Annotated in this window: 20 protein-coding genes; 6 read left to right on the top strand and 14 right to left on the bottom strand. The window is 67.8% G+C overall.

Translation table 11 applies throughout. The features are described 5' to 3' along the window. Positions 1 to 2 precede the first annotated feature (2 nt). From H7F38_RS00090 to H7F38_RS00105, 4 genes are all read left to right on the top strand, one after another. Positions 3 to 509 carry a GNAT family N-acetyltransferase gene (locus H7F38_RS00090; RefSeq protein ID WP_222618332.1) on the top strand — a complete coding sequence of 169 codons (507 nt, stop codon included), beginning with the start codon at positions 3 to 5 and terminating at the stop codon, positions 507 to 509. Positions 510 to 615: 106 nt separating this feature from the next. Beyond that, positions 616 to 1941, top strand: a complete 1326-nt coding sequence (locus H7F38_RS00095; protein WP_187092327.1) for an HNH endonuclease signature motif containing protein — start codon at positions 616 to 618, stop codon at positions 1939 to 1941. Between the two features lie 132 nt (positions 1942 to 2073). Then, positions 2074 to 2295 carry an antitoxin gene (locus H7F38_RS00100; protein ID WP_187092328.1) on the top strand — a complete coding sequence of 74 codons (222 nt, stop codon included), beginning with the start codon at positions 2074 to 2076 and terminating at the stop codon, positions 2293 to 2295. Further along, a complete protein-coding gene (locus H7F38_RS00105; RefSeq protein ID WP_187092329.1) occupies positions 2292 to 2675 on the top strand; it encodes a type II toxin-antitoxin system VapC family toxin in 384 nt (127 codons plus the stop codon). The genes H7F38_RS00100 and H7F38_RS00105 overlap by 4 nt, the downstream gene beginning before the upstream one ends. A gap of 25 nt (positions 2676 to 2700) precedes the next feature. Here the strand turns inward: H7F38_RS00105 and H7F38_RS00110 are convergent, their stop codons facing one another. From H7F38_RS00110 to H7F38_RS00140, 7 genes are all read right to left on the bottom strand, one after another. After that, complete coding sequence (locus H7F38_RS00110; RefSeq protein ID WP_187092330.1) at positions 2701 to 3678, bottom strand: hypothetical protein; 978 nt, start codon at positions 3676 to 3678, stop codon at positions 2701 to 2703. A gap of 2 nt (positions 3679 to 3680) precedes the next feature. Then, positions 3681 to 4364: a phage tail protein gene (locus H7F38_RS00115; protein ID WP_187092331.1), complete on the bottom strand. Its 684-nt coding sequence runs from the start codon at positions 4362 to 4364 to the stop codon at positions 3681 to 3683. 154 nt (positions 4365 to 4518) lie between these two features. Then, positions 4519 to 6483, bottom strand: coding sequence for a putative baseplate assembly protein (locus tag H7F38_RS00120; RefSeq protein WP_187092332.1), 1965 nt, complete (start codon positions 6481 to 6483; stop codon positions 4519 to 4521). Continuing rightward, on the bottom strand, positions 6483 to 6932 hold the full coding sequence (locus H7F38_RS00125; RefSeq protein WP_187092333.1) for a GPW/gp25 family protein: 450 nt from the start codon (positions 6930 to 6932) through the stop codon (positions 6483 to 6485). The genes H7F38_RS00120 and H7F38_RS00125 overlap by 1 nt, the downstream gene beginning before the upstream one ends. Positions 6933 to 6963: 31 nt before the next feature. Continuing rightward, positions 6964 to 8718 carry a phage baseplate assembly protein V gene (locus H7F38_RS00130; RefSeq protein WP_187092334.1) on the bottom strand — a complete coding sequence of 585 codons (1755 nt, stop codon included), beginning with the start codon at positions 8716 to 8718 and terminating at the stop codon, positions 6964 to 6966. Continuing rightward, positions 8715 to 9374: a LysM peptidoglycan-binding domain-containing protein gene (locus tag H7F38_RS00135; RefSeq protein WP_187092335.1), complete on the bottom strand. Its 660-nt coding sequence runs from the start codon at positions 9372 to 9374 to the stop codon at positions 8715 to 8717. Before H7F38_RS00135 ends, H7F38_RS00130 begins: the two co-directional genes overlap by 4 nt. Before the next feature lie 73 nt (positions 9375 to 9447). Next, complete coding sequence (locus tag H7F38_RS00140; protein ID WP_187092336.1) at positions 9448 to 9735, bottom strand: hypothetical protein; 288 nt, start codon at positions 9733 to 9735, stop codon at positions 9448 to 9450. 145 nt (positions 9736 to 9880) lie between these two features. Here H7F38_RS00140 and H7F38_RS00145 point away from each other — a divergent pair, with 145 nt between their 5' ends. Then, the gene (locus tag H7F38_RS00145) at positions 9881 to 10936 is read left to right on the top strand and encodes a hypothetical protein (protein WP_187092337.1); all 1056 of its coding nucleotides are present in this window, start codon (positions 9881 to 9883) and stop codon (positions 10934 to 10936) included. Positions 10937 to 13750: 2814 nt separating this feature from the next. Here the strand turns inward: H7F38_RS00145 and H7F38_RS00150 are convergent. From H7F38_RS00150 to H7F38_RS00180, 7 genes are all read right to left on the bottom strand, one after another. Beyond that, complete coding sequence (locus H7F38_RS00150; RefSeq protein WP_187092338.1) at positions 13751 to 14233, bottom strand: phage tail protein; 483 nt, start codon at positions 14231 to 14233, stop codon at positions 13751 to 13753. Next, positions 14220 to 14393 (bottom strand): DUF6760 family protein, encoded by a 174-nt coding sequence (locus H7F38_RS00155; RefSeq protein ID WP_187092339.1) that lies wholly within the window; start codon positions 14391 to 14393, stop codon positions 14220 to 14222. Before H7F38_RS00155 ends, H7F38_RS00150 begins: the two co-directional genes overlap by 14 nt. Before the next feature lie 7 nt (positions 14394 to 14400). Next, entirely contained in the window at positions 14401 to 14883 is a 483-nt protein-coding gene (locus tag H7F38_RS00160; RefSeq protein ID WP_222618333.1) for a hypothetical protein, read from the bottom strand. Next, on the bottom strand, positions 14880 to 15359 hold the full coding sequence (locus H7F38_RS00165) for a phage tail protein (protein ID WP_187092340.1): 480 nt from the start codon (positions 15357 to 15359) through the stop codon (positions 14880 to 14882). The genes H7F38_RS00160 and H7F38_RS00165 overlap by 4 nt, the downstream gene beginning before the upstream one ends. A 61-nt stretch (positions 15360 to 15420) precedes the next feature. Then, positions 15421 to 16986: a phage tail sheath subtilisin-like domain-containing protein gene (locus H7F38_RS00170; protein WP_187092341.1), complete on the bottom strand. Its 1566-nt coding sequence runs from the start codon at positions 16984 to 16986 to the stop codon at positions 15421 to 15423. Between the two features lie 399 nt (positions 16987 to 17385). Continuing rightward, positions 17386 to 17775 (bottom strand): DUF4280 domain-containing protein, encoded by a 390-nt coding sequence (locus H7F38_RS00175; protein ID WP_222618334.1) that lies wholly within the window; start codon positions 17773 to 17775, stop codon positions 17386 to 17388. A 54-nt stretch (positions 17776 to 17829) separates the two neighbouring features. Next, positions 17830 to 18384 carry a septum formation family protein gene (locus H7F38_RS00180; protein WP_222618335.1) on the bottom strand — a complete coding sequence of 185 codons (555 nt, stop codon included), beginning with the start codon at positions 18382 to 18384 and terminating at the stop codon, positions 17830 to 17832. A 347-nt stretch (positions 18385 to 18731) separates the two neighbouring features. Here H7F38_RS00180 and H7F38_RS00185 point away from each other — a divergent pair, with 347 nt between their 5' ends. Next, a complete protein-coding gene (locus H7F38_RS00185; protein ID WP_187092342.1) occupies positions 18732 to 19469 on the top strand; it encodes a GAF and ANTAR domain-containing protein in 738 nt (245 codons plus the stop codon). Positions 19470 to 19630: the final 161 nt, after the last annotated feature.

Raw genomic sequence — 19630 nt, forward strand, 5'->3', positions numbered from 1 at the left:
TGGTGAACGGGCTACCACCGGACTTCCACTTCGAATCGGTGGACTGGGAGGACCTCCGCGCGATCGAGTTGCGGCGGGCGATGGACGTCGAACTCACGGCCCGCTACTCCGGCCCGGACGACGCACCACAGGCGGCAGCGCTGGTCGCCGACCGGAACGCAGCGCTGGCCGTCGGTCGGGCGGATGTCAGGGCGACGGTGCTCGCGGTCGGTGCCGACGGCACAGCCATCGCCCACGCCGCCCTCCGTGAACTTCGCGGTGACTGGGAGGTCAAGCGGGTCATCGTGCATGCCGCTGCACGAGGGCGTGGGATCGGTATAGCACTCATGATGCAGCTGGAAACCATTGCGCAACAGGCGGATCGTCCTCGTCTGATCCTGCAGACCGGCGATCGCCAGCCGGACGCGGTTGCCCTGTACCGGAAGCTGGGCTACACGCCGATCCCGATCTACGAGCCGTACGTCGCGACGATGCCGTTCTCGATGTGTTTCGAGAAGCTGCTCAGCTGAGAGCTCGGGCGCGAAAAGAACTGTGACCATTTCGTGACCTGGCAGTGGCTCGAGAATGCCCGGTTTCGAGGGTCGGCTGTCGGTGGTCGCCGATAGGGTTTCAGGTATGGGGAATGACGGATTCGTCGATTCCGATCAGGCCACCGAATGGGTCCGGTCGGCGATGATTGCTGTCACCAATATGCGGAACGGGGATTTCTGGCGCATCAAGGGCGACGACCTGCTGGCGTTCGGCCAAGAATTGGAAACCCTTGCCCGCACGGTCTACGCAGTGAATGTGCACCTGGCCGGCGAGGTCGAAAAGCAGGGGCTCGCCAAGGAGCGCGGCGCTTCCTCCACCGCGGCGTTGCTGCGACAGAGTCTGCTGATCTCCGCCCCCGAAGCGTGGGGACGGGTCAAAACAGCACAGGCAGTGCTGCCGCAGGAAATCCTGACCGGCGGTGACCTCCCGCCGGTACTACCGGCGTTGGGGGCGGCGCTGGATGCCGGTGCGGTCGGCACCGAACACATCCGGACCATCGTGGCGACGATGGGCAAACTCCCCGACGCCCTCCCTGCGGAGGATCGGGACCTGTGGGAGTCCTTCCTCGTCGACCAGGCCGCGAAGTTGGACCCGAAACAGTTGCAGGTCGTCGCCGCCGCCGTCCTGGACGCCGCCGACCCCGACGGCACCCTGGACGAGTCGGATGCGAAGTCCAAGATGGAATTCACCATCGGGTCGCGCAACGCCCGCACCGGCCTGACCGGCATCAAGGGCCACCTCGACGACCACGGCATCGACGTGGTCCGCAAAGCCATCACCGCGCTATCGGCGCCGAAGCCGGTCGATGACTGCACCCCGGACCCGCGGCCGTCGGCGAACCGGCGGGCCCACGCCCTCGTCGAAGCACTCGAAGGGTTCCTGGCCGCCGGCGCCGGACCCTCGCACGGCGGGGAGAAGCCGCAGGTCGTCATCTACTTGCACTGGGACCAACTCCATGACCAGATCAGCAAAGCCACGAGCGAATCAGGGTTTGCGATGACCACCGGCCAGGCCCGGCGGTACCTGTGCGACGCCAACATCATTCCCATCGTGCTGGGTGCCGACAGTGAGATCCTGGACGTCGGACGGGCCAGACGCACCTACACCCGCGGGATGCGCCGAGCGATCAAGGCCAGAGACCGGGGATGCATCTGGGACGGTTGCGACCGACCCGCCAACTGGTGCGACGTCCACCACTCGAATTGGTGGGCCCGGGACCTGGGTGAGACAAATGTCGAAACCGGTGTCTTGCTGTGTTCATTCCATCACGATGAGATACACAAGGCTGAATGGGTGATCCGATTCGCCGAAGATGGGCGCCCAGAATTGATCCCACCACCGTGGATTGATAGAAGTCAACGCCCTCGTCGAAATGAAATGCACCATTTACGCGACCTCGTGGAAGGGTAGCGCGGCATCACCCGGAATGTGCTTGCCCACTGGCTGACGACGCCGGCAGCGGGTCAACCCAGCGAACCTGCACACAGTCACGCCGCCGCCATTCGGTGCGCACCTGCTTGCTGGCTTCTAGCATGATGCGACATGAGAACCTTGAACCTGCGTAATGTGCCGGACGACGTGGTGCGGCGCCTGGAGAAGTTGGCTGCCCTTCAGGGCACCTCGGTCAATTCACTGGCCGCCCGCGAACTATCGAACGCGTCGCGCAGGGCGGACAACCCGCAACTCCCGGCGGCACTCCCCGACCTGCAGGTCGATATCGCGGGGTTGGTCGATGATCTCGCCGACCAACGCGGTATGCGGTGATCGTGGTCGATGCCTCCGCTGCACTGTCCGCTCTGCTGAACGACGGGACCGCTCGTCAGGCCTTGGCCGACGAACGGGTCCACGCGCCGCATCTCATCGATTCAGAAGCTGCCAGCGGACTTCGCCAAGCCGTCAGCCACAGTCTGATCGACGCAGGTCCGGGTTGGACGGCGCTGCACAGTTGGCGGCGTCTCGGGCTGAGCAGGTATGCCGTTCACCCGCTACTGGAACGAATCTGGGAGCTGCGTGACAACCTGAGTGCGTACGACGCCGGCTACGTCGCCCTTGCCGAATCATTGGACTGTGCATTGATCACCGCAGACGCCAAGCTCGCCCAGGCAACAGGAAGTCGCTGCCCCGTCACCGTTGTCCCCCGGTAGAGAACTGCTGAGGAAGCACCGACGATCAGTTGACTGCGACCCACACCACGATCAGCACGATCGCCAGCAGACAGCTCGAGACGAGCAGGATCCACCAGAGTGGATAGTCCCGGCCGATCGGCACCGGCAGCATCACCGGGTCGGGCTGCGGGATGAAGATCGGGGCAGCCGCGACCTCGACGGGATGCAATGACAGCAGGCAGCGCACGCAGTTCTGCGCCACCGGCGAGTTGGGCTCACCGCAGTGCGGACACATCAACGCGGCGGTGGCGGCGCGCCCCACCGTTCCCGGAAGTCGCCGCAGGGACGCCCCGGTCTCCTCACCGGACGGCAGGACCACCGTGCTCCTGGCCCAGAACAACGGGAAATCGCAGTTCCGGCAGAAGTCCTGCGAATTCCGCCGTCCCGCATCGACAGTCGCCATCTCGCCGCACTCGGGGCAGGTGACCAGATCTCCCGGAGGGGCGATGCCACCGGGACCGAGCAGGAGCGGCAGGTCGAACCCGCCCGCCATCAGGGGCTGCTGCGCCACCGACGGATACTGTTGCGGCCGAGGGAGAGTGGCGACATTGGTCTTGTGCAGGTCCAGTGGATCCTGATCCACGACCGACGGTTGACGTGGCGGGGGCGGCGCCGACGGGGACGGCGACATCCCCGGTGCCGACGGCGTCACGGCCTCTTCCGGCAACGGGGTGAACGCCTGGCTGGCATAGGCGGGAGCGGGTGGACCGACCGGCGGAGCCGTGAACGAACCGACCGGCGGCGGACTGGACCCAGCCGATCTGCCGAGGATCGGCGAGACCCCGAGCACCGGAGAGGGGGCCGCGGTCTGGACATACGGCATCCCGGTGGTCTGGATACCGCTGTCCGGGAGTGGAACCGGCTGCGCACCATGGGGAGCCGGGACCGGCGCACCGCCCGATCCGCCCCGCACCTGCTCCAGGTAGACACGGTCGGCCGTCGCACGATCGGCCGCCGCCTGAGATCTTCTGGTCTTCCTCACGATCATTCCCATCCCTTTTCGGCGGTCGCCAGCACGCGTCGTACGTCGATCCACAGTTCCGCGCGCACATGTGCCGGGATCTCGTCCCGCACCATCGCCACGAATTCGTCCTCGGACAGATGCCCGGTGCCCTGCACGGTCATCCGCACCCAGGCCACATCGCCCGGCGCCTCCCCCTCGGCCCAGACGCCCCCGCCGTCGAGCACCTCGGCCGGCCCGCCGGAGAGCATCTCCAGGTACCCGCGCAGACCCTCCACGGTTCCGCGGTGCGCCAGCGCTCTTGCCGAGCTGGCCAGGATCACCCGCTGCAACTGTTCCGGCAGCGACTTGTCGATCGTGTCGACACCGATCCAACTGGCCAGGTGGCTGATCATCGGGACGGGCGTGACCGATGCATCCGCGACGTGCTGCATCAGATCGGCGTCATCCATCAGCCCGCTGCCGAGCTCCTGGAAGATGCTGACGAAGCGCACGAAGAAGTCGCTCTGCAGCATCCCGACCGGCAGTTGGTTGATCAGCCACTGCGGATGGCGCGGGGGTGGACCGACCCGGGAATCGCGGCGCACGCGAGGCAGTGCCCGCGAGATCCCGGAGTCGGCCGAGGCCGCCAGATCAGCGCCGCCGGATGGTCCGAAGGACGGCACCGAACCCGATCTCGGCACCAGCGCGGTACCGGTCTCGGCCACCGCTGCGCGGGGGTCATTGGAGACCGTGGGTTGTTCAGTTGCCGGACCCGCTGCAGCCAAATGTTTCTCGGACCCGGGCAGCTGCCAGCCACCGTCGCTCGGCCCCGTCACGGCGACTTCGCCGCACGCCGCAGATCCTGCCGGTCGTGGAGGGTCATCGGACGACGACCCGATGTGCGCCGGACAGGAAGAGCGAGTGCTCGTCCAGCCGGATGACGTCGCGGCCGGCGCCGATGCGCTGGCCGGAACGGAGATCGAACTCGAACAGTTGGACCTCGTCGACCCGGTCGACGCCCTCGACACTCTCCAGCAGCTGGGCGATCGCCGCGGCATTCAGATCGGCGTCGAAGAGCCACCCGCCGCCGTCCGCCCCACCGGAGAGTGGATGGATGTATCTGGTCAGCTCGTTGACGGCCCGCTGCCGCACCAGGGCCAGCGGCCGGCCGGCCGGCGCGTGCACCAGCGCTGCCACCGAGACTCCCTGGTAGAAGGGAGTTCCGACCTCGATTGCCGTACCGACGATGCGGTGGGCGTCGAGGTGGTCGGTGATCCGGCGCATCAACGGTGCGGTGATCGCGAAGTCGTCCAACTGGTGGGTCCGGAGGTCGGTCCGGACCTGCGGCACCACCAGCATCCGCACCGGGCCCTGACCCGTCGCCGCCGGAAGGCACCTGGCCCTGGCCACCTCGATGGACGACTCCATCGTCAGGCGCTCGAAATCACCGGCGGTGACGGCCCTCTGGCCGGTCCGCAGGGTCAGCGGTCCCCTGGTCTTGGCCTCGTTCACGGTTTCGGCATCCACACCGCCGACGGCCGGACGCAGGTTGACCGCGCCCGAGATGTACGGCACCGCCGACCGCAGCACGGTCAGGGTGCGAGCGCCGACATTGCCGAGAGCACCCCCGCCGTAACGGTATTCGGTCGTCGAGATCTCGGCACCGTCGCGCGGGATCCGGCCGTGCTGGCGGACCGATCCGTCCGGATAGCGGACGCGGGGACCGAAACGGACGATGCCCGACGCGGAATCCCAGACGAAATGCGGATCGGACGCAGTGGAGGCAGAGAAGTCGGCGACCTCCGTCCATTCCACCCGCCCACCGGGATCGCTGACCACCACCGTCTCGCCTCCGCGGCGGGGCAGTACCGGCGGAAAGCTGACCTGGAACTCCTGGCCGGGACTTCCATCCGACCGGCCCAGCACCTCACCGGCCGCCTTGGACGAATGCTCTGCCTCGACCGTCGCGCCCAGTGCCGCCACCTCGAGCGCGTCGAGCTGCGGCGAGGCCTGGTAGGTGGGCTGTCCGGGGACCGGCGTCAGGAGCCGCACCCGCAGCCAGTAGGCGGATGTGTCCCCGAGCGTCAGGAAATCGTGTTCCGACGGGATCATCAGCACGATCTCGCCCGCCCGGTTGAGGCCACCGGTGCTGTCGGAGAAGACGTCGACGGTGATCCAGGCCTCGCCGTTCCAGACCTCCCAGGCCAGCGGCGGGTTCCGTGGGTCCACCCCGATGCCCTGGGCGTGGGCCTGCACCGAGAGCCGGATCGCCATTCCGGCCAGGCTTTCCGCGAATCCGAGCAGCAAGACGTTCCCGGGTGCCAGCCGCCCGGTGGCGTCGGTCGAGGTGAAACACGCCACCGAGGACCCGACGAACCGGAGATCGTCGTAGACGGCCGTCATCCGCTCGGCCTTCGCATCCGAGGTCAGTGCGTTGACCAGTACCGGCGGCCGGATGGTGAGTTCGTCGACGGTCGAGAACACCACGGCGGTATCGGCGGTGCGGTGATCGGCGGTGGTGGTCACCTGGAGTCCCGCCGGCACCGTCACCGGTACGTCCTGGACGGCGGAGAGCCAGAAGGTGACCTGCGCCTTGGCCACCGACGGCGGGAACGGCTCGATCCCGACCAGGTTGAGGAAATGGACGAACAGCCGGTCCGGCACCTGGTTGACCCGGTACAGCACCATTTCACTCATCCAGGCGAACAATTCGATGAGAGCGACGCCGGGGTCGGAGACGTTGTGGTTCGTCCATTCCGGGGTGTAGCGCGGAATCAGTCGCTTCGCCTCGTCGACGATGTCCTGGAAGGTCCGGTCGTCCAGGTTCGGGGCGGGTAGCACCATCAGCTCTCCTCGTGCGGAATGACGTAGAACGGATACACCAGGTTGCGGCGGTCGTTGGTGGCCTTGACCCGGTAGGTGACGTTGATGACGATCAGAGCCCCATCGTCGGCATCGGGCACCGGGTCGACCTGCTCCACCGTGACCCTCGGTTCCCACTGCGCCAGCGCGTCGCGCACGGCCTGCGCCATCAGTCCGAGCAGGTTGGCCGTCACCGGTTCGAACAGCAGATCCCAGATACGGCAACCGAACTGCGGCCGCATCACCCGCTCCCCCGGTGCGGTGGCCAGTACCACCGCCATCGAGCGATCGAGGTCGGCCGGCCCATCGGTCAGCCGGATCGAGCCGGTGTGGTCGACCTGCAGCGGCCAGAAGAATCCGCGCCCGATGAAGGTCGCGTCGTAGTGTGCGGGCTCCCTGGAACCCGCTGCCGGAAGGACGCTCTCCTCCACGCTCACTGCACCTCGCCGTCGGACTTGCTCATCAGTTGACCATCACCGGCATGCCCTTGATCATCGCCGGCCCGCCGGCCGAGACCTCGACCTGGGCGCTGCCCTTGACCTCGACCATCGCTCCGCTGGCGGAGTTCTTCGCCGAGGCCTTCGTGGTCACGTTCAGGCCGGAGATCTCCACGTCGGTATCGGCCTTCAGGGTGATCTTGCTGCCCTGGATGGTGATGGACCCGTCGTTGCCGATCTTGAAGCTCGCCGAGCCGGCCGTGATGGACAGCGGAATTCCGGCCGGCACCTGGGCGATGAACTCCTTCTTGGACATCATCACCGAGGTCGCCCCGCCGGCCAGTGTCAGCGAGATGTACTGCTTGTCCGGCGCGGTGCCGTCACCGAATTCGACGGCATGCCCGAGCCGGGAGGTGATCTGCCGGGAATTGACCATGCTGCTCTCCACCGCGAAGGCGGGCTGGCTGTCCTTGCCGTTGAAGACCGCGCCGAGGATGACCGGCCGGCGGGGATCACCGTTCTCGAAGCCGACGATCACCTCGTCGTTGACCTCCGGCATGAAGGTGACACCCTTCTTGTTGCCACCGCCAACGCTGACCATCCGCGCCCAGCCACTGGCCAGTTGATCGTCGATGCCGGGATACTTGACCTTGATGTCGCCGGGCGATCCCTCCGAGTTCCCGATCTGGGTCACCAGACCGACCACCAACCCGTCTCGGCGGAAGCTGGTCTGCTTCGTCGAGGTCAGCGTGTCGACGAGGCCGTTCGGCCGGTGATCACCGGCCACGAAACGTGTTTCGAAACCGCGGTCGGTGTAGCTGTGCTCGACCTCGGTGACGAAGTACTTGCCGTTCGCAGGGCCGGCCCCCTCCACCTCGACCGAGCCGCCGATCTTGATGGCCGGTGCGATCAGGGTCGTACCGCGCGCCGTGACGGCCGCCGCGGCCCAGGCCGCGGCGGCCCGGTCGGCCAGATCCTGTGCCTCTTCCTGGTCGACCGGGCCCTGGGCAGAGGTGGACACCTTGGTCATCGACGACAGGGCGCTGACCGAGGCGTACCCGGACACCAGACTCGCTGTCGGCAGGATGCCGGACGACGGGGACGCACTGTTGCCCTTGATCGAGGTCTTCGTCTTCGCCGTCCAGCCCATCACTGCACTGGACGAGGGATGCAGGGCGCTGGCGCGCACCGAGAACTGCCGCAGGTCTTCGCTGGCGTTCAGCCTTGCTGACGCAGCGCTGGTCGCCGGTTTCTTGAACTTGAGCACCTTTTCCTCGACCCACCAGTCGTAGCCGACCCGATCGGCCAGTTCGCTGACAAAACCGAAATCGGAGTCGGCCTGCAACGTGTAGTCGAACTGGGCGGCGGTGGCGTCCGCTTCGACGGAAAGACCGTACTCGCGACCGATCTGGCTCACGATGTCCGAGTAGCTCATCTTGGTGAAGCTGCGAGCCTTGTTGCCCAGAGCCATCTTGTAGGAGGGATCGTCCGCGATCACCACGAAGTCGGGAACCCCACGGTCGAGCTGCAGGTCGATCCCGGTGACCTCGCCGGCGAACAGCGTCCCGCCGTCGGCCATCCTGACCTCCAGTTGGGTCCCGATCGTGAACGTGGAGCCGGCAGCGATCGCGAAGCCCGAATCGTCGAAACGCAGGGTGGCCCGCCCCGGTAGGCCGAAACTCGTCCGGATGCGCAGGCCGGACAGCTCGTAGCTCGAGGACATCTGGGATCCGTTGACGAGGATCTCGGGTGCGATCGCCGTCATCGCGGGCGCGGTCACTTCTGCACCCTCGGGATCGACAGCAGCGAGCCGCTGCGGAGAGCGAGCGGGTCGGAGATCCCGTTCGCCCCGGCGATCTGCCGCCACTTCGTCGAATCGCCGTAGTACTTCGCGGAGATCCGATCGAGCGTCTCGCCCGGCTGGACCCGGTGCACCCGATGGGGTCTGGGGGTACCGGACGTCGGGTTCTGCGGGCCGAACGCCACCGACTCCTGGTACTGGGTGAGCGTGAGGGAGATCTTCGCCCGCAGCGGCACGCCGGTGGAGGAGAAATAGGTGAACTGCAGATTGACGCTGGCCACCACGGCCTTGAAGGAATGCAGGCTGCCCCAGTGGAACACCACGTAGGGCGGGCGGGCGTTGTTGGACTGCGGGTCGGAGCCGGGCAGGGAGGAGTCGACGTCCATCAGCGCCAGCACCTTGCCGGTGTAGCTGGTGACGGCCTGCCCGGTGTCGGTGGTGTCGAAGGTGAGCTCGAGCGACATCGACCCGGAAGTGGCCCCCTGGTAGTGCAGCTGCGGTACACCCTGCCCAGCAAGGGAATTGCCCGACCAGCTGTTGCTCCTCGACACCGAGAACTCGGAGGGGTTGAACATGCACGGAATGGTCTCGGCCGTACCCTCGATCTCGAGAAACGCCTTTTCGGTCAGAGACATGACGACCTCCTGAACTGCGGGTGGGTGCAGGCGGATGCGGACGAGCCGGTCGACGGTGCGGACGGGGCCACGGTCACATCACTCCCGGGTGGAATCGACGCCCACGTCGGGACAGTTCGTCCGAGACGCGGTCCTCCAGACGCTCGACGATGATGTCCACGAGCTGGTCCCATTCCCGCGGTGTCAGCGACGTGGCGATCGACCCCGGTCTGTGCTCGTCGTTCTGCGGCTCTCCACCGAAGGTGTGCGGTGAAAACATCTCTCGGGTCCTCCTCACCGTCGGGGCCTGCCGGGTGCCGGGCGGGGAACCGGCGAGTTGCGTCCTGGCCCGGTCGAACAGCGTTGCGGGAACCTGATCCACCAGACTCGAGCGTCGGATCGTCACATCGGCGTGCTGGCTGTTCCGACCGCCTGCGGCAGTGGCCACCCCGGGAACCGGGGGGCCGCCCGCCGATGCTCCCAGCGCGAATGGTGGCGCCGACGTCGCGGATCCGGCCGCTACCGGTATGGCAGACCCGGCCGACACCGGCGCCGGAGGCACCGCTCCCGACGGACTCCGCGGGGCGCCCCGCGGAGGCGCGACGCTCGGCGCCGAGAGCAGGGCACGGGTGGACGGCTCGATCACCCGCTCCGGATGGGCCGGGAATCGCTTGAGGACCGCTGAAGCCAGCAGTCCCGGGTCGGGGCTCGACCCGGACGGCGAGCGTCGGATCGGCGACCCGGGGCTCCCGGGCGATCCGACCGCATCCTCCCCCATCCTTTGGGGCCCTGCAGGTGTCGTCGCCCGCGCCCTGGTCGTCCCCGGTACCGCAGCACCACCGGACGACGAAGCAGCACCGGGCAGCGGCGAGCTACCGGACACCGGAGGGGAGGCGTCCGCGGTGCGGCGGACGACGAAGCCGGCCGGCGCCGGGACCGGCGACACGCGCGCCACCTGGATCGGACTGCGGACACCGCCGGCGAACCAGCTCGGGGCTCTGCTGGACACCGCCGCACTGCTGGACACCGCCGCACTGCTGGACACCGCCGCACTGCTGGACACCGGGGCCCTGCTGGACACCGCCGCACTGCTGGACACCGGGGCCCTGCTGGACACCGGGGCCCTGCTGGACACCGCCGTACTGCTGGACACCGCCGCACTGCTGGACATCGGGGCACTGGAGCCTTCGCGAACAGAACCTCTCGTGTTCGCCCCCGAGCCGGCGACCGACGTCGAGGGGCGACCCCGTCGATCCGCGCTCATCACCCCGCCGGCAGCGACCCCCATGTCCAGGGCGGATCGGCGCAGGGATTCCAGCGGTCCAGCCGCACGGATCAGGCCGGTCGTAACGGGTGCCTGCGGACCGACGGTCCCCGGGCTGCTGCCACCGGCCGTGATCCCGGCCGACAGCCGGCCCCGCGACGACGGTCCGGACGTCGCGGAACGACCGGCTCCACTACGCGGCATACCCGTCACGCCCACCCCACCACGCACCGGAAGAACTGCACCGTGGCGCTGCACACCGGCTTCCATCGACTGGGAGATGCTGCGCTGCAACGTGGATCCCCATGCACCGCCATGACCGAGGTGAAAACCTACCGTTCCGAGAGACGGGGCCGATACCGATGACGCCCCGGTTCCGGGCTGGGCGCCCGCCGAGATTCCGGCTCCGGGACGGGCACGGGAACCGGCACCGGCACCCACCAGGACGCCGAGCCGACCCGGCCGGAGAAGCTCTCTCGCCGCGAACGCCTCCGCGCCGCCCGCGGTGCTCGTCCCTGCGGATGGTGGGGTTGCGCCGTTCAGCCGTCGCGCCGTGCCAGCCGTGGATCGGTCCCGGTCGCCCGCACGGGCAAGCGGTCCCGCGGTGGCGAAACGGCGAATCGGCCGGTCGTGGCGAGGCGTGGAGATGCCCCGAGGGACAACTGCTCCGACCGTCGCGGACTGCTCCGGACCGGCTCCACCCGATGCCCCGCCCGATGGAAGAGAACCGGAGCCGACGCCGGCGCCACCTGATCCAGCGGACGCTGCGTTTCCAGCGGACGCTGCTGTTCCAACGGACGCTGCTGTTCCAACGGACGCAGCTGGCGCGGAGATCCACCGCGATGCCGGAGGCTCCGGATCTCCGGCCCGACGACGCACGGGGAACCCGGAGACCGCGGGGCCACTGGTGCGTGGTGTCGCAGCGACCGGGATCGCCTGGCCGACCGTCCGGCGGACCAGGCCTCCCAGGGGTCCGCCGAGCATCCCGCCGACCCCGGGAAGAACGGCGCCGCTCGGCCGATTCCTGATGTCCGTCGTCCCGGACGGGGCCCACAGCGGCCCGAGAGATGTCCTGCGCGCAGCTGTCGACGAACCCGGTGAACCAGGGGTCGGGACTGCACCCCGCGGCCCGGCCATCGACCGGAGTACCACCGGCCCACGGGCGAAACGGCGCAGCAGCTGGGGCGGCGACGACGGCACCGCGGACGACGATGCCGATGACACCGGAACGGAGTGGCCCATCGCGGGCTCATCCCCACCGGAATCGATCGGTGAAGTGGAAGACGTGACCAGCGACGGAGGCACCCACAGGGACTTCGGCCCAGCAGGCACCGTCCAACCACCGGGCAGAGCACCGGGTGCGGGCGAAAGGTGTGCCGGTGACGCAGTGACCGGAGTCGGCGGCAGCGCGACGGGCTGCGAGACCACCACCGGGCCGTCCGAGCCAACCGCTGCGGTGGACGTCACCGATGTCGAGACGGGTGCGGGCAGGGCGGGTGGTCGAGGAGGACGGACGGCGACACCCGCAGGCCGGATCTCGATCGGTCGACCGGCCGCACGACGCAGATCCGGAGTGGTCTCGGGGCCGGGCAGTACGTCGAGGGCGCGCGGCAGATGCGGCAACGCCGACCGCCGGATCGAACGCATCAGCGGCACCCCGCCGTCAGGCGTACCGGCGCTCTCGCCGTCCGCGGGGAACCGGACCGGCGCCGACTCTCCCTGCGTGGCGGAGGGGGACGCTGCGACCGTCCGGACGGCGGCAAATGCTGCGGGACCCTGGACATCCGCCGCCGACCGGGACGGGGAGGACCAACTTCTACGCAGCTCGGACGCCCCGGGCGGGTTCGGCCGGCGCGGCGCAGAAACCGGCTGCACCACATCGATCAACGGCTGCGACAGCGGGCTGACCGGCTGCGCCACATCGGAAACCGGCTGCGCCACCGGGCGGACCGGTTGCGACACCCCGTCATACGGCTGCGCGGGCGGTGAGACCGATTGCGCCACGTACGGAACCGGTTGGCCAGCGGGAGGTAGGCGGGCCGGACGGGCGGCCGCGCGTGCACCCTCGCCCCGACGGGTCGCCGACGCGGCCAGCCGCGCGGCGGCTGTGGAGGCCGCCGAACGTCTTGCGGCCCAGCCCAGCAGCGCGTCCTGACCCGGTGCAGCGGCGCCACGCCGGACGGTAGCGCCGCGAGGGCCGGACGCTCCGCCGGACGGTCCGTTCCAGCGGCCCGAGGACCCCGTCCCGAGGTCGGACGACCCGTTCCAAGGGCCGGACGCCCGGCCGCCGAACCCGGACCGACCTGTTGCGGAGCGACCGGCCGCCGCGTTGGTCGCCGGGCCCGTACCAGGCTTCGCCGCCTTCGTCCGGGGGGCGGCGGCGGTCCGCCGGATATCACCGCCCCCCACACCTGCCCCCGGGGGACCAGCAACTCCTCCACCGGGCGAATCCGATGCGGCGGCCGACCGGGAATCCGACGCATGCCCCACCGGTGTCGGCGCTCTCGGCACGACCAATTTGGTCGAGGCGCCCGTCATCGGTCCGGCTGCCCTCACATCGGGCAACCTGCGGACCTGCACCGCACTTCCGGTCATGCCGGCGGCCATACCGCCTGGTACGTGGGTACTCTCATTCGGCGCCGGTCCGGCGGCCCGACGCAGACCGCGCGGGGGCAACACCGGGACGGCCCGGCTTGCACCACTCCAGCCGACGGTGGCAGCGGGTACCGCCGTTCCCCTCCGCGCGGCCGCCGGCATCCCGACCGGGCCCGCGGACACCTCGGTCTCGACCGCCTGTCCGGGCGACCACCAGCGCGGCGGCCGCGTCGCCTCCGGCACCCTGGACGGCTGGATCCGTCCCGGTCCGGACAGCTGCCGACGGATGTGGGGTGCCTGCGCGAGACCGGCGGAGAAGCGAACCGCAGCAGCCGCAATGCTTCCCAGCGGCGCCGGACGCGCCCGTCCGGGCGCAGAAGGACGGGCCCAGCGTCGAGCGGCCAGGCGCCCGAGACCGATCCGCGGAGGCTCCGGTGGAGCAGCATCGATGGACCAGGACCCGTCGTTGCGGGCCGGGTCCTGCGTGTCCGGATCCTGCGCGTCAGGATCCTGCCGATCATGCACCGTCATGTCCGGGTCACGTCGCCACGTTCGCGGCCCGGAAACCGTGGTGCGCCACTTCGAGTTCCTCGCTCAGCAGGGTGTCGGTCGAGCTGTCGAAATCGGGTCCCTTCCACCGCACGGCGAACACGCTGTCCAACGACCAGCTGCGAAGCCGTGCACCCTCGGACGACATCGCGGTGATGGCCCCGGTCGACCTGGCGATCTTGTTCTGGTTGGCCGCAAATCCCTCGCCCGCAGTCTTGTTCATCCAGTCGAACAACGCGTCGGATTGGGTCACACCGCGGGTGAAGACGATGTTCGGCCATTCCAGTCGGCCGGGCAGGTGGTGGACGAACCCGTTCTGCCCACCTTCCCGGACGTCCTCGGTCTGCGAGGAAACAGCAAGACCGCGAACAGAGGCGAACAGACCGATCTCGATCCCGTCGACCTCGAACAGGAACCGTGACGCCAGCGGCGGTTCGGTACCGAGCAGGCGGGCGGAATCAGGCGAACTCACGGACAGCCTCCCAGGCACGCTCGTTCAACCCGGCGACCGAACGAACCATCCGCACACGATCCATGTGCTCCAGATCCAGCAGATCGTCCAACGGCCAATGCAGGTGATACGCCAGGTAGGCGATCTCCTGCCACAGCGCATCGACGGGGTACCTCAACACCGGAGCATCAGACCTGACTACGTGGAATTTCCTCGACCCGCGCTCGCGGCCGCTGGGGGATGAACGAATCAGGTTGCACCGCATGACCATTGGTCGCCGGGGCCTCCACCGACGGTGCTGCCGGCGCAGCGGACGGCGAACCCGTCAGCGGCCGCGACGTCGCCTGGGCGGCCAGCAGCGCCTCGTACTCCTCCTGGTCACCGAAATTGATGACGCCGTAGAAGTCCTGCAGGAAGGCGAGATCGGCCGCGAACAGACCCTCGATCTCATGTGGGGTGACCATCTCCAGATCCCCGAGGGTCCGGACGACGCGCGCCAGGATCAGCACGGTCAGACGCGGATCGTCCGGACCGATGACGGTCGGGTCGCGCAGGGGTTCGAGTTCGTCCCTCGCCGTCGCCAACCGCATCACCCCGGTGCGGTGCAGCCCGCCACGTGAATCGACATATCCCCGCGGCAGGGTGAATTCGTACTCGGTCTTCAGACTCACTTGACCCGCTCGAGCCGCTCGATCGTCAGGGTGATGGTTTCCTTCACCGGGTCGTTGGAATCCACCGACAGCTGATCGGTGGAGATCTTGCTGGGCCAGCCGTTGGTGAAGTTGAACCGTGCGACCTCGGTGTGGGTCGAGTCGTAGAGCACCACCGAGCCGTTCTTGCGCTGATTCGTGCGGTCACCCAGTTTGATGCCCTTGCTCATGATGTCGTTGAACCAGCCCCACAACTTGTCCGAGGTGGAATCGGCCGGCGCCATCCGGACGAGGCTGAGATCCGGGGCCTTGTTCCGTCCGGCCAATGTCTTGATGGTCTGGCTCTTCCCGTCCTTGCCGACCTGCTGGGTGGAGGCGACCTCCATCTCGATGTCCAGCCCGGAGACCGAGGCCAGGATCGTCACGACGGAGCCGTCGATCTCCAGGAAGAAGTTCTGCGCGATGAGCGGATCGGTGCTGATCAATGCATTGGGCATGGGCGTGTGCTCCTTGGCTGGTGGTGAACGCGGTACTCGGGGCGAAGCAGAGATCTACGGATCAGTTGGCGGACTGCTTGTGCTGTGCGATGCGGAAGACGACGAATTCAGCCGGCTTGACGGGTGCGATGCCGACCTCGACGATCAACAGGCCCTGGTCGATCGACTCCGGCGGGTTCGTCTCGGAATCGCATTTGACGTAGAAGGCCTGGTCGGCGGACTGCCCGAAAAGCGCTCCCGCACTCCAGAGCCCGCGCAGGAACCCGTTGAGCGTCCGCTTGATGCCTTCCCACAGAGCAACGTCGTTCGGCTCGAAGACCGCCCACTGGGTCCCCTCGGCGATCGTCGCCTCCACCATGTTGAACAGCCGACGAACGTTGATGTAGCGCCAGTCCGTGTCACTGGCCAGCGTGCGTGCGCCCCAGATCCGGATGCCCCTGGTGCCGAACGGGCGGATGCAGTTGATACCGATCGGGTTCAACACGGCCTGCTCGTTCTGGGTGACCCCGTACTCGACATCCAGGCAGCCCCTGATGGTGTCGTTGGCCGGCGCCTTCCAGACGCCGCGCGTCTCGTCGGTACGGGCCCAGACACCGGCGATGTGGCCGCTCGGCGGAATCATCAGCTCGGCGTCGCCATTGGTGCCGATGGGGTTCTCGACCTTGATCCACGGGTAGTACAGCGCGGCGTAGGCCGAGTCGTACATGGCCACCCCACTGCGCCATTCCTTGATCTGCTGCGGGCTCATCCCGGGAGGCGCATCCAGGATCGCCATGCGGTTGCCGTTGAGTTCGCAGTGCGTGATGAGGGAGGTCTGCACGGCCTTCCACAGGCCGAGATCCAAGGACCCGTCGGCCTTCGTGGCGGCCGTGACCAGATCGGGGACGACCACGATGGTGACGTCCTCGGCGACGGCCAGCCCGTTGATCCCCGATCGTGCTGATTCGGATCCGGCGAATTTGCGGCCGGTGACGGCGACCGGTGTCGACGCCGCCTTCTCCAGTGCGTAGTTGCCGGGTCGCAGAATCTCGATCTGGCTCGACAGATCCGTCTTGGCGTCCAGCAGCACCTCGACCTTGACCTTGGTCGACGTGGCGTTGATGACGGTGGCGACGTTGCGGTCTCCCTTGCCGAGGCCAAGGTTCTCGTAGGACTCGACCACCACGCCACCGGAGAGGAGATCGATGTTGAACGGGCTCGGGCCTTCGGCATCGGAGTCCGCCGACGAGACTGCGATGGTGAGATCGGCGTCCGGCTCGAGGCTTTCGAAAGCAAGCGGCAGACCCAGAGCGCGGTCGGCAGCCGGCAACTCGCGGCGCGAGGGCTGCCCCGACGGCGCCGTGTTGGGTACCCGCACGATGTAGGCCAGCGCACCGCCGTTGGCGAAGTACCCGTAGACCGACAGCGGCAGCACCGCACCGGCGGTGAAGCTGCCGAACAGCGACTCGAACTGGGTCCAACTGGTCACCAGGCGCGGAGCGAGACCTTCCGGGTCCGCCGGGTCGTCCGTCGGAGCCTTCTCGGTGAACCCGACGAATGCCGCGATCGCCGTGGGGGCGGCCGAGAGAACCTTTTGCGACGAGACGACCTCTTCGACGTAGACACCTGGTGCGGCATACGTGGGCATTCCCACTCCTGTCAAGGTTTTGCGATCCGGGCAGGGAGTCTGCCGGGCCGGGTGGATGATCGGAACACGCCAAGGGGTACCAGCCTGCGGGACGACCACGGACTCCGAAGAAGATCCGCACACCGGTTGGGGTGGATGAAGTCTGAGCTCGCCCCGGCCAGTCCCGTATCGCTGGTGGGTGATCGCGTTCGGTACAAACTATGACATTACCGGCGTCAATTCAGAACAGTTGTCCCCCCAATGCCAATTCGATCTCCCACCGAGGATGCACACCACCTGATCGCCACCGCTTTTGTGTGAACGGGCCCCTGAAGGTGGCCGGCTCACCCTTTTCGTGATCACTCAGAGCAACGATTCTCCCATTGCCAACGATGCTCGATCTCGAGGCCACCGGACCCCTCATCCCGCCATCGTCCTGGTGGTCCCGGGAAAGCCGATGTTGATCAGTCCCCCGTAGGCGCAACTGCAGGTCGATCCGGCCACGAGGGCCGGCTGCTTGGCCCAGAGGGTCTGCGGTGCCATCGGGGTCCAGGGTGCGGGAATCACGGGCACGCACGGCATCGGGGTCAGCACCCCCAGGGCGGCAGCGGTGGCGGCGGCCACCGTGGGATTGGACAGCGACATGCACATGGCGAAGGGCACGATGTTGACCATCGGCGCGATATCCATGATGGTGGCGACCGGACGACCTTCGACCAGAGCTCTGGGGGCCACCACCATCAACGTCGAGGGCGCCATACCGAAGGTGCAGCTGGTCATTGCGCCCGCTACGACCACCGGCTTACCCACGGCCGGCCTCCGCGCCGTGACGATCGACGCCGTGGTGCACGGCCTGCGGCTGGCTCATAGCCTTGACCCCTTCACGGTTTTCGTCAGCGGTTTCCCTGTCGTGGTCGCAAAACACAGCACCGTCCGGTCGCTGCCCTGTTCCCAACTGCGTGCCGAGGGCAGCAGATAGGTGAAGAACAGGGACGAATCCAGGTAGGACACCCCGACGTACCCGGTGAACGCCTGCGCGCACGAGCCGTTCGCGAACGAGGCGAGCGCAGCATCTCCCGGATAGACCGAGTTGTCACCACCGGCGGGCGCCTTGTAACCCGGCGCCGCATACGCCTCCTGGGTGTGTACCGCCGTGCAGGCGACGGCCGACAGGTCCGAGAGCTCCGCCTTCGGTGCGCCTGTCGGCGGATTGAAGCATTGACCCACCGCCACCTTGAACACCGACACGGAGGTCGACGCTTCCGTCTGCTTGCTGCCGAAAATGCTCGAGACCCATCCGCAGCCACTCACCAGCATCAGCACGGCCGTCAATCCGGCGGATACGAGCAGGAGTCGGCCCGGTCGTCGTACAGGGCCGGCGGCCGGCCATTGCCGGCCGGTCAGAACCGACCACGTCATCCTTCGCGCCCTTCGACATTTGCACCCTGTGGATCTGCGTACCCGATTTCCGGGCCAAGCCTAATGCGCGCACGCCGAATTGAACCCGGCGGGATCACATTCGATCGAATTCGCCGAAATCGGGTCTCACCCGGAAGGGGCGTGATCAAGGGGGTTCGATACGCCATTCTGACTGACGGTGAGATGGGGCGCCGTGGTCCCGGGAATGGTTCAGTCGTTCAGGTCGCCGACCACCCGGATGCGGCGGAAAGCCATGCCGTCCGGTCTGGCCGGACGTCGTTCTTTCACCAGGGCGCGATCTCAGGCATCATGAGGGGCGATCACCTCACCACAGGAGACTTCCCGCCATGAGCACCGAGAGCAGACCAAGACTGAGCGCCCTCGTCTTCGCCGAACGAGCCCGCAAGATCGCTTCGAACCGATCGGCCGAGGACTCGATCGCGCAGATCGTGCAACTGGCGCTCGACAGCGTCGACTGCGAGTACGCGAGCGTGACCCTGGTGCACGCCGACGGCACCTTCGAGACGGTCGCGAGCTCACATCCGGTCGTTGATCAGGCGGACGCCCTCCAGTACGAGCTCAACGAAGGTCCGTGCCTGACGGCGGCCGAGACGAACGGCCTCTACGTCGTCCCCGAGACCGCCACCGAACCGCGCTGGCCGAACTGGGGCCCTCGGGCCGCCGCCCTGGGTCTGCACAGCATCCTCAGCATCCATCTGTTCACCGACCGGCAGGTGCTCGGAGCACTCAATCTGTACGCGCGGCCTGCCTATCAGTACACCGAGGACGACATCGAAGCAGCCCAGGTGGTGGCAGCGCACGCCTCGGTCAGCCTGGCACGATCACGGAGCGAGCAGAACCTCTGGCGGGCGGTCGACTCACGGCACGTGATCGGGCAGGCCCAGGGCGTGCTGATGGAGCGGCATTCGTTGACCGCGGAACAGGCCTTCTCGGTGCTCAAGCGCTACTCGCAGCAGAGCAACGTCAAGCTCCACGAGGTCGCCGTCATCCTGTTGCGCACCGGTGACCTGCCGGGCCAGTCCACCCCGTCCACATTCGTCACGGACGCTGCGAATCCGGCCTGAGGCGTTCGCCGCCGCCAGACTCCGGGATCACCGGGCCGACCCTTGTTGACATGGCCGACCCCGGTTGACATGGTCCATCCCGGTTGACCGGGCCGACCCCGGGCCACGGCCCCCCCGCCCACCGGGCCTCGAACGCGAACGAGGCGGCCCCTGGAAGGGGC

It is taken from the genome of Nakamurella sp. PAMC28650 (assembly GCF_014303395.1).
Taxonomy (GTDB): Bacteria; Actinomycetota; Actinomycetes; order Mycobacteriales; family Nakamurellaceae; genus Nakamurella.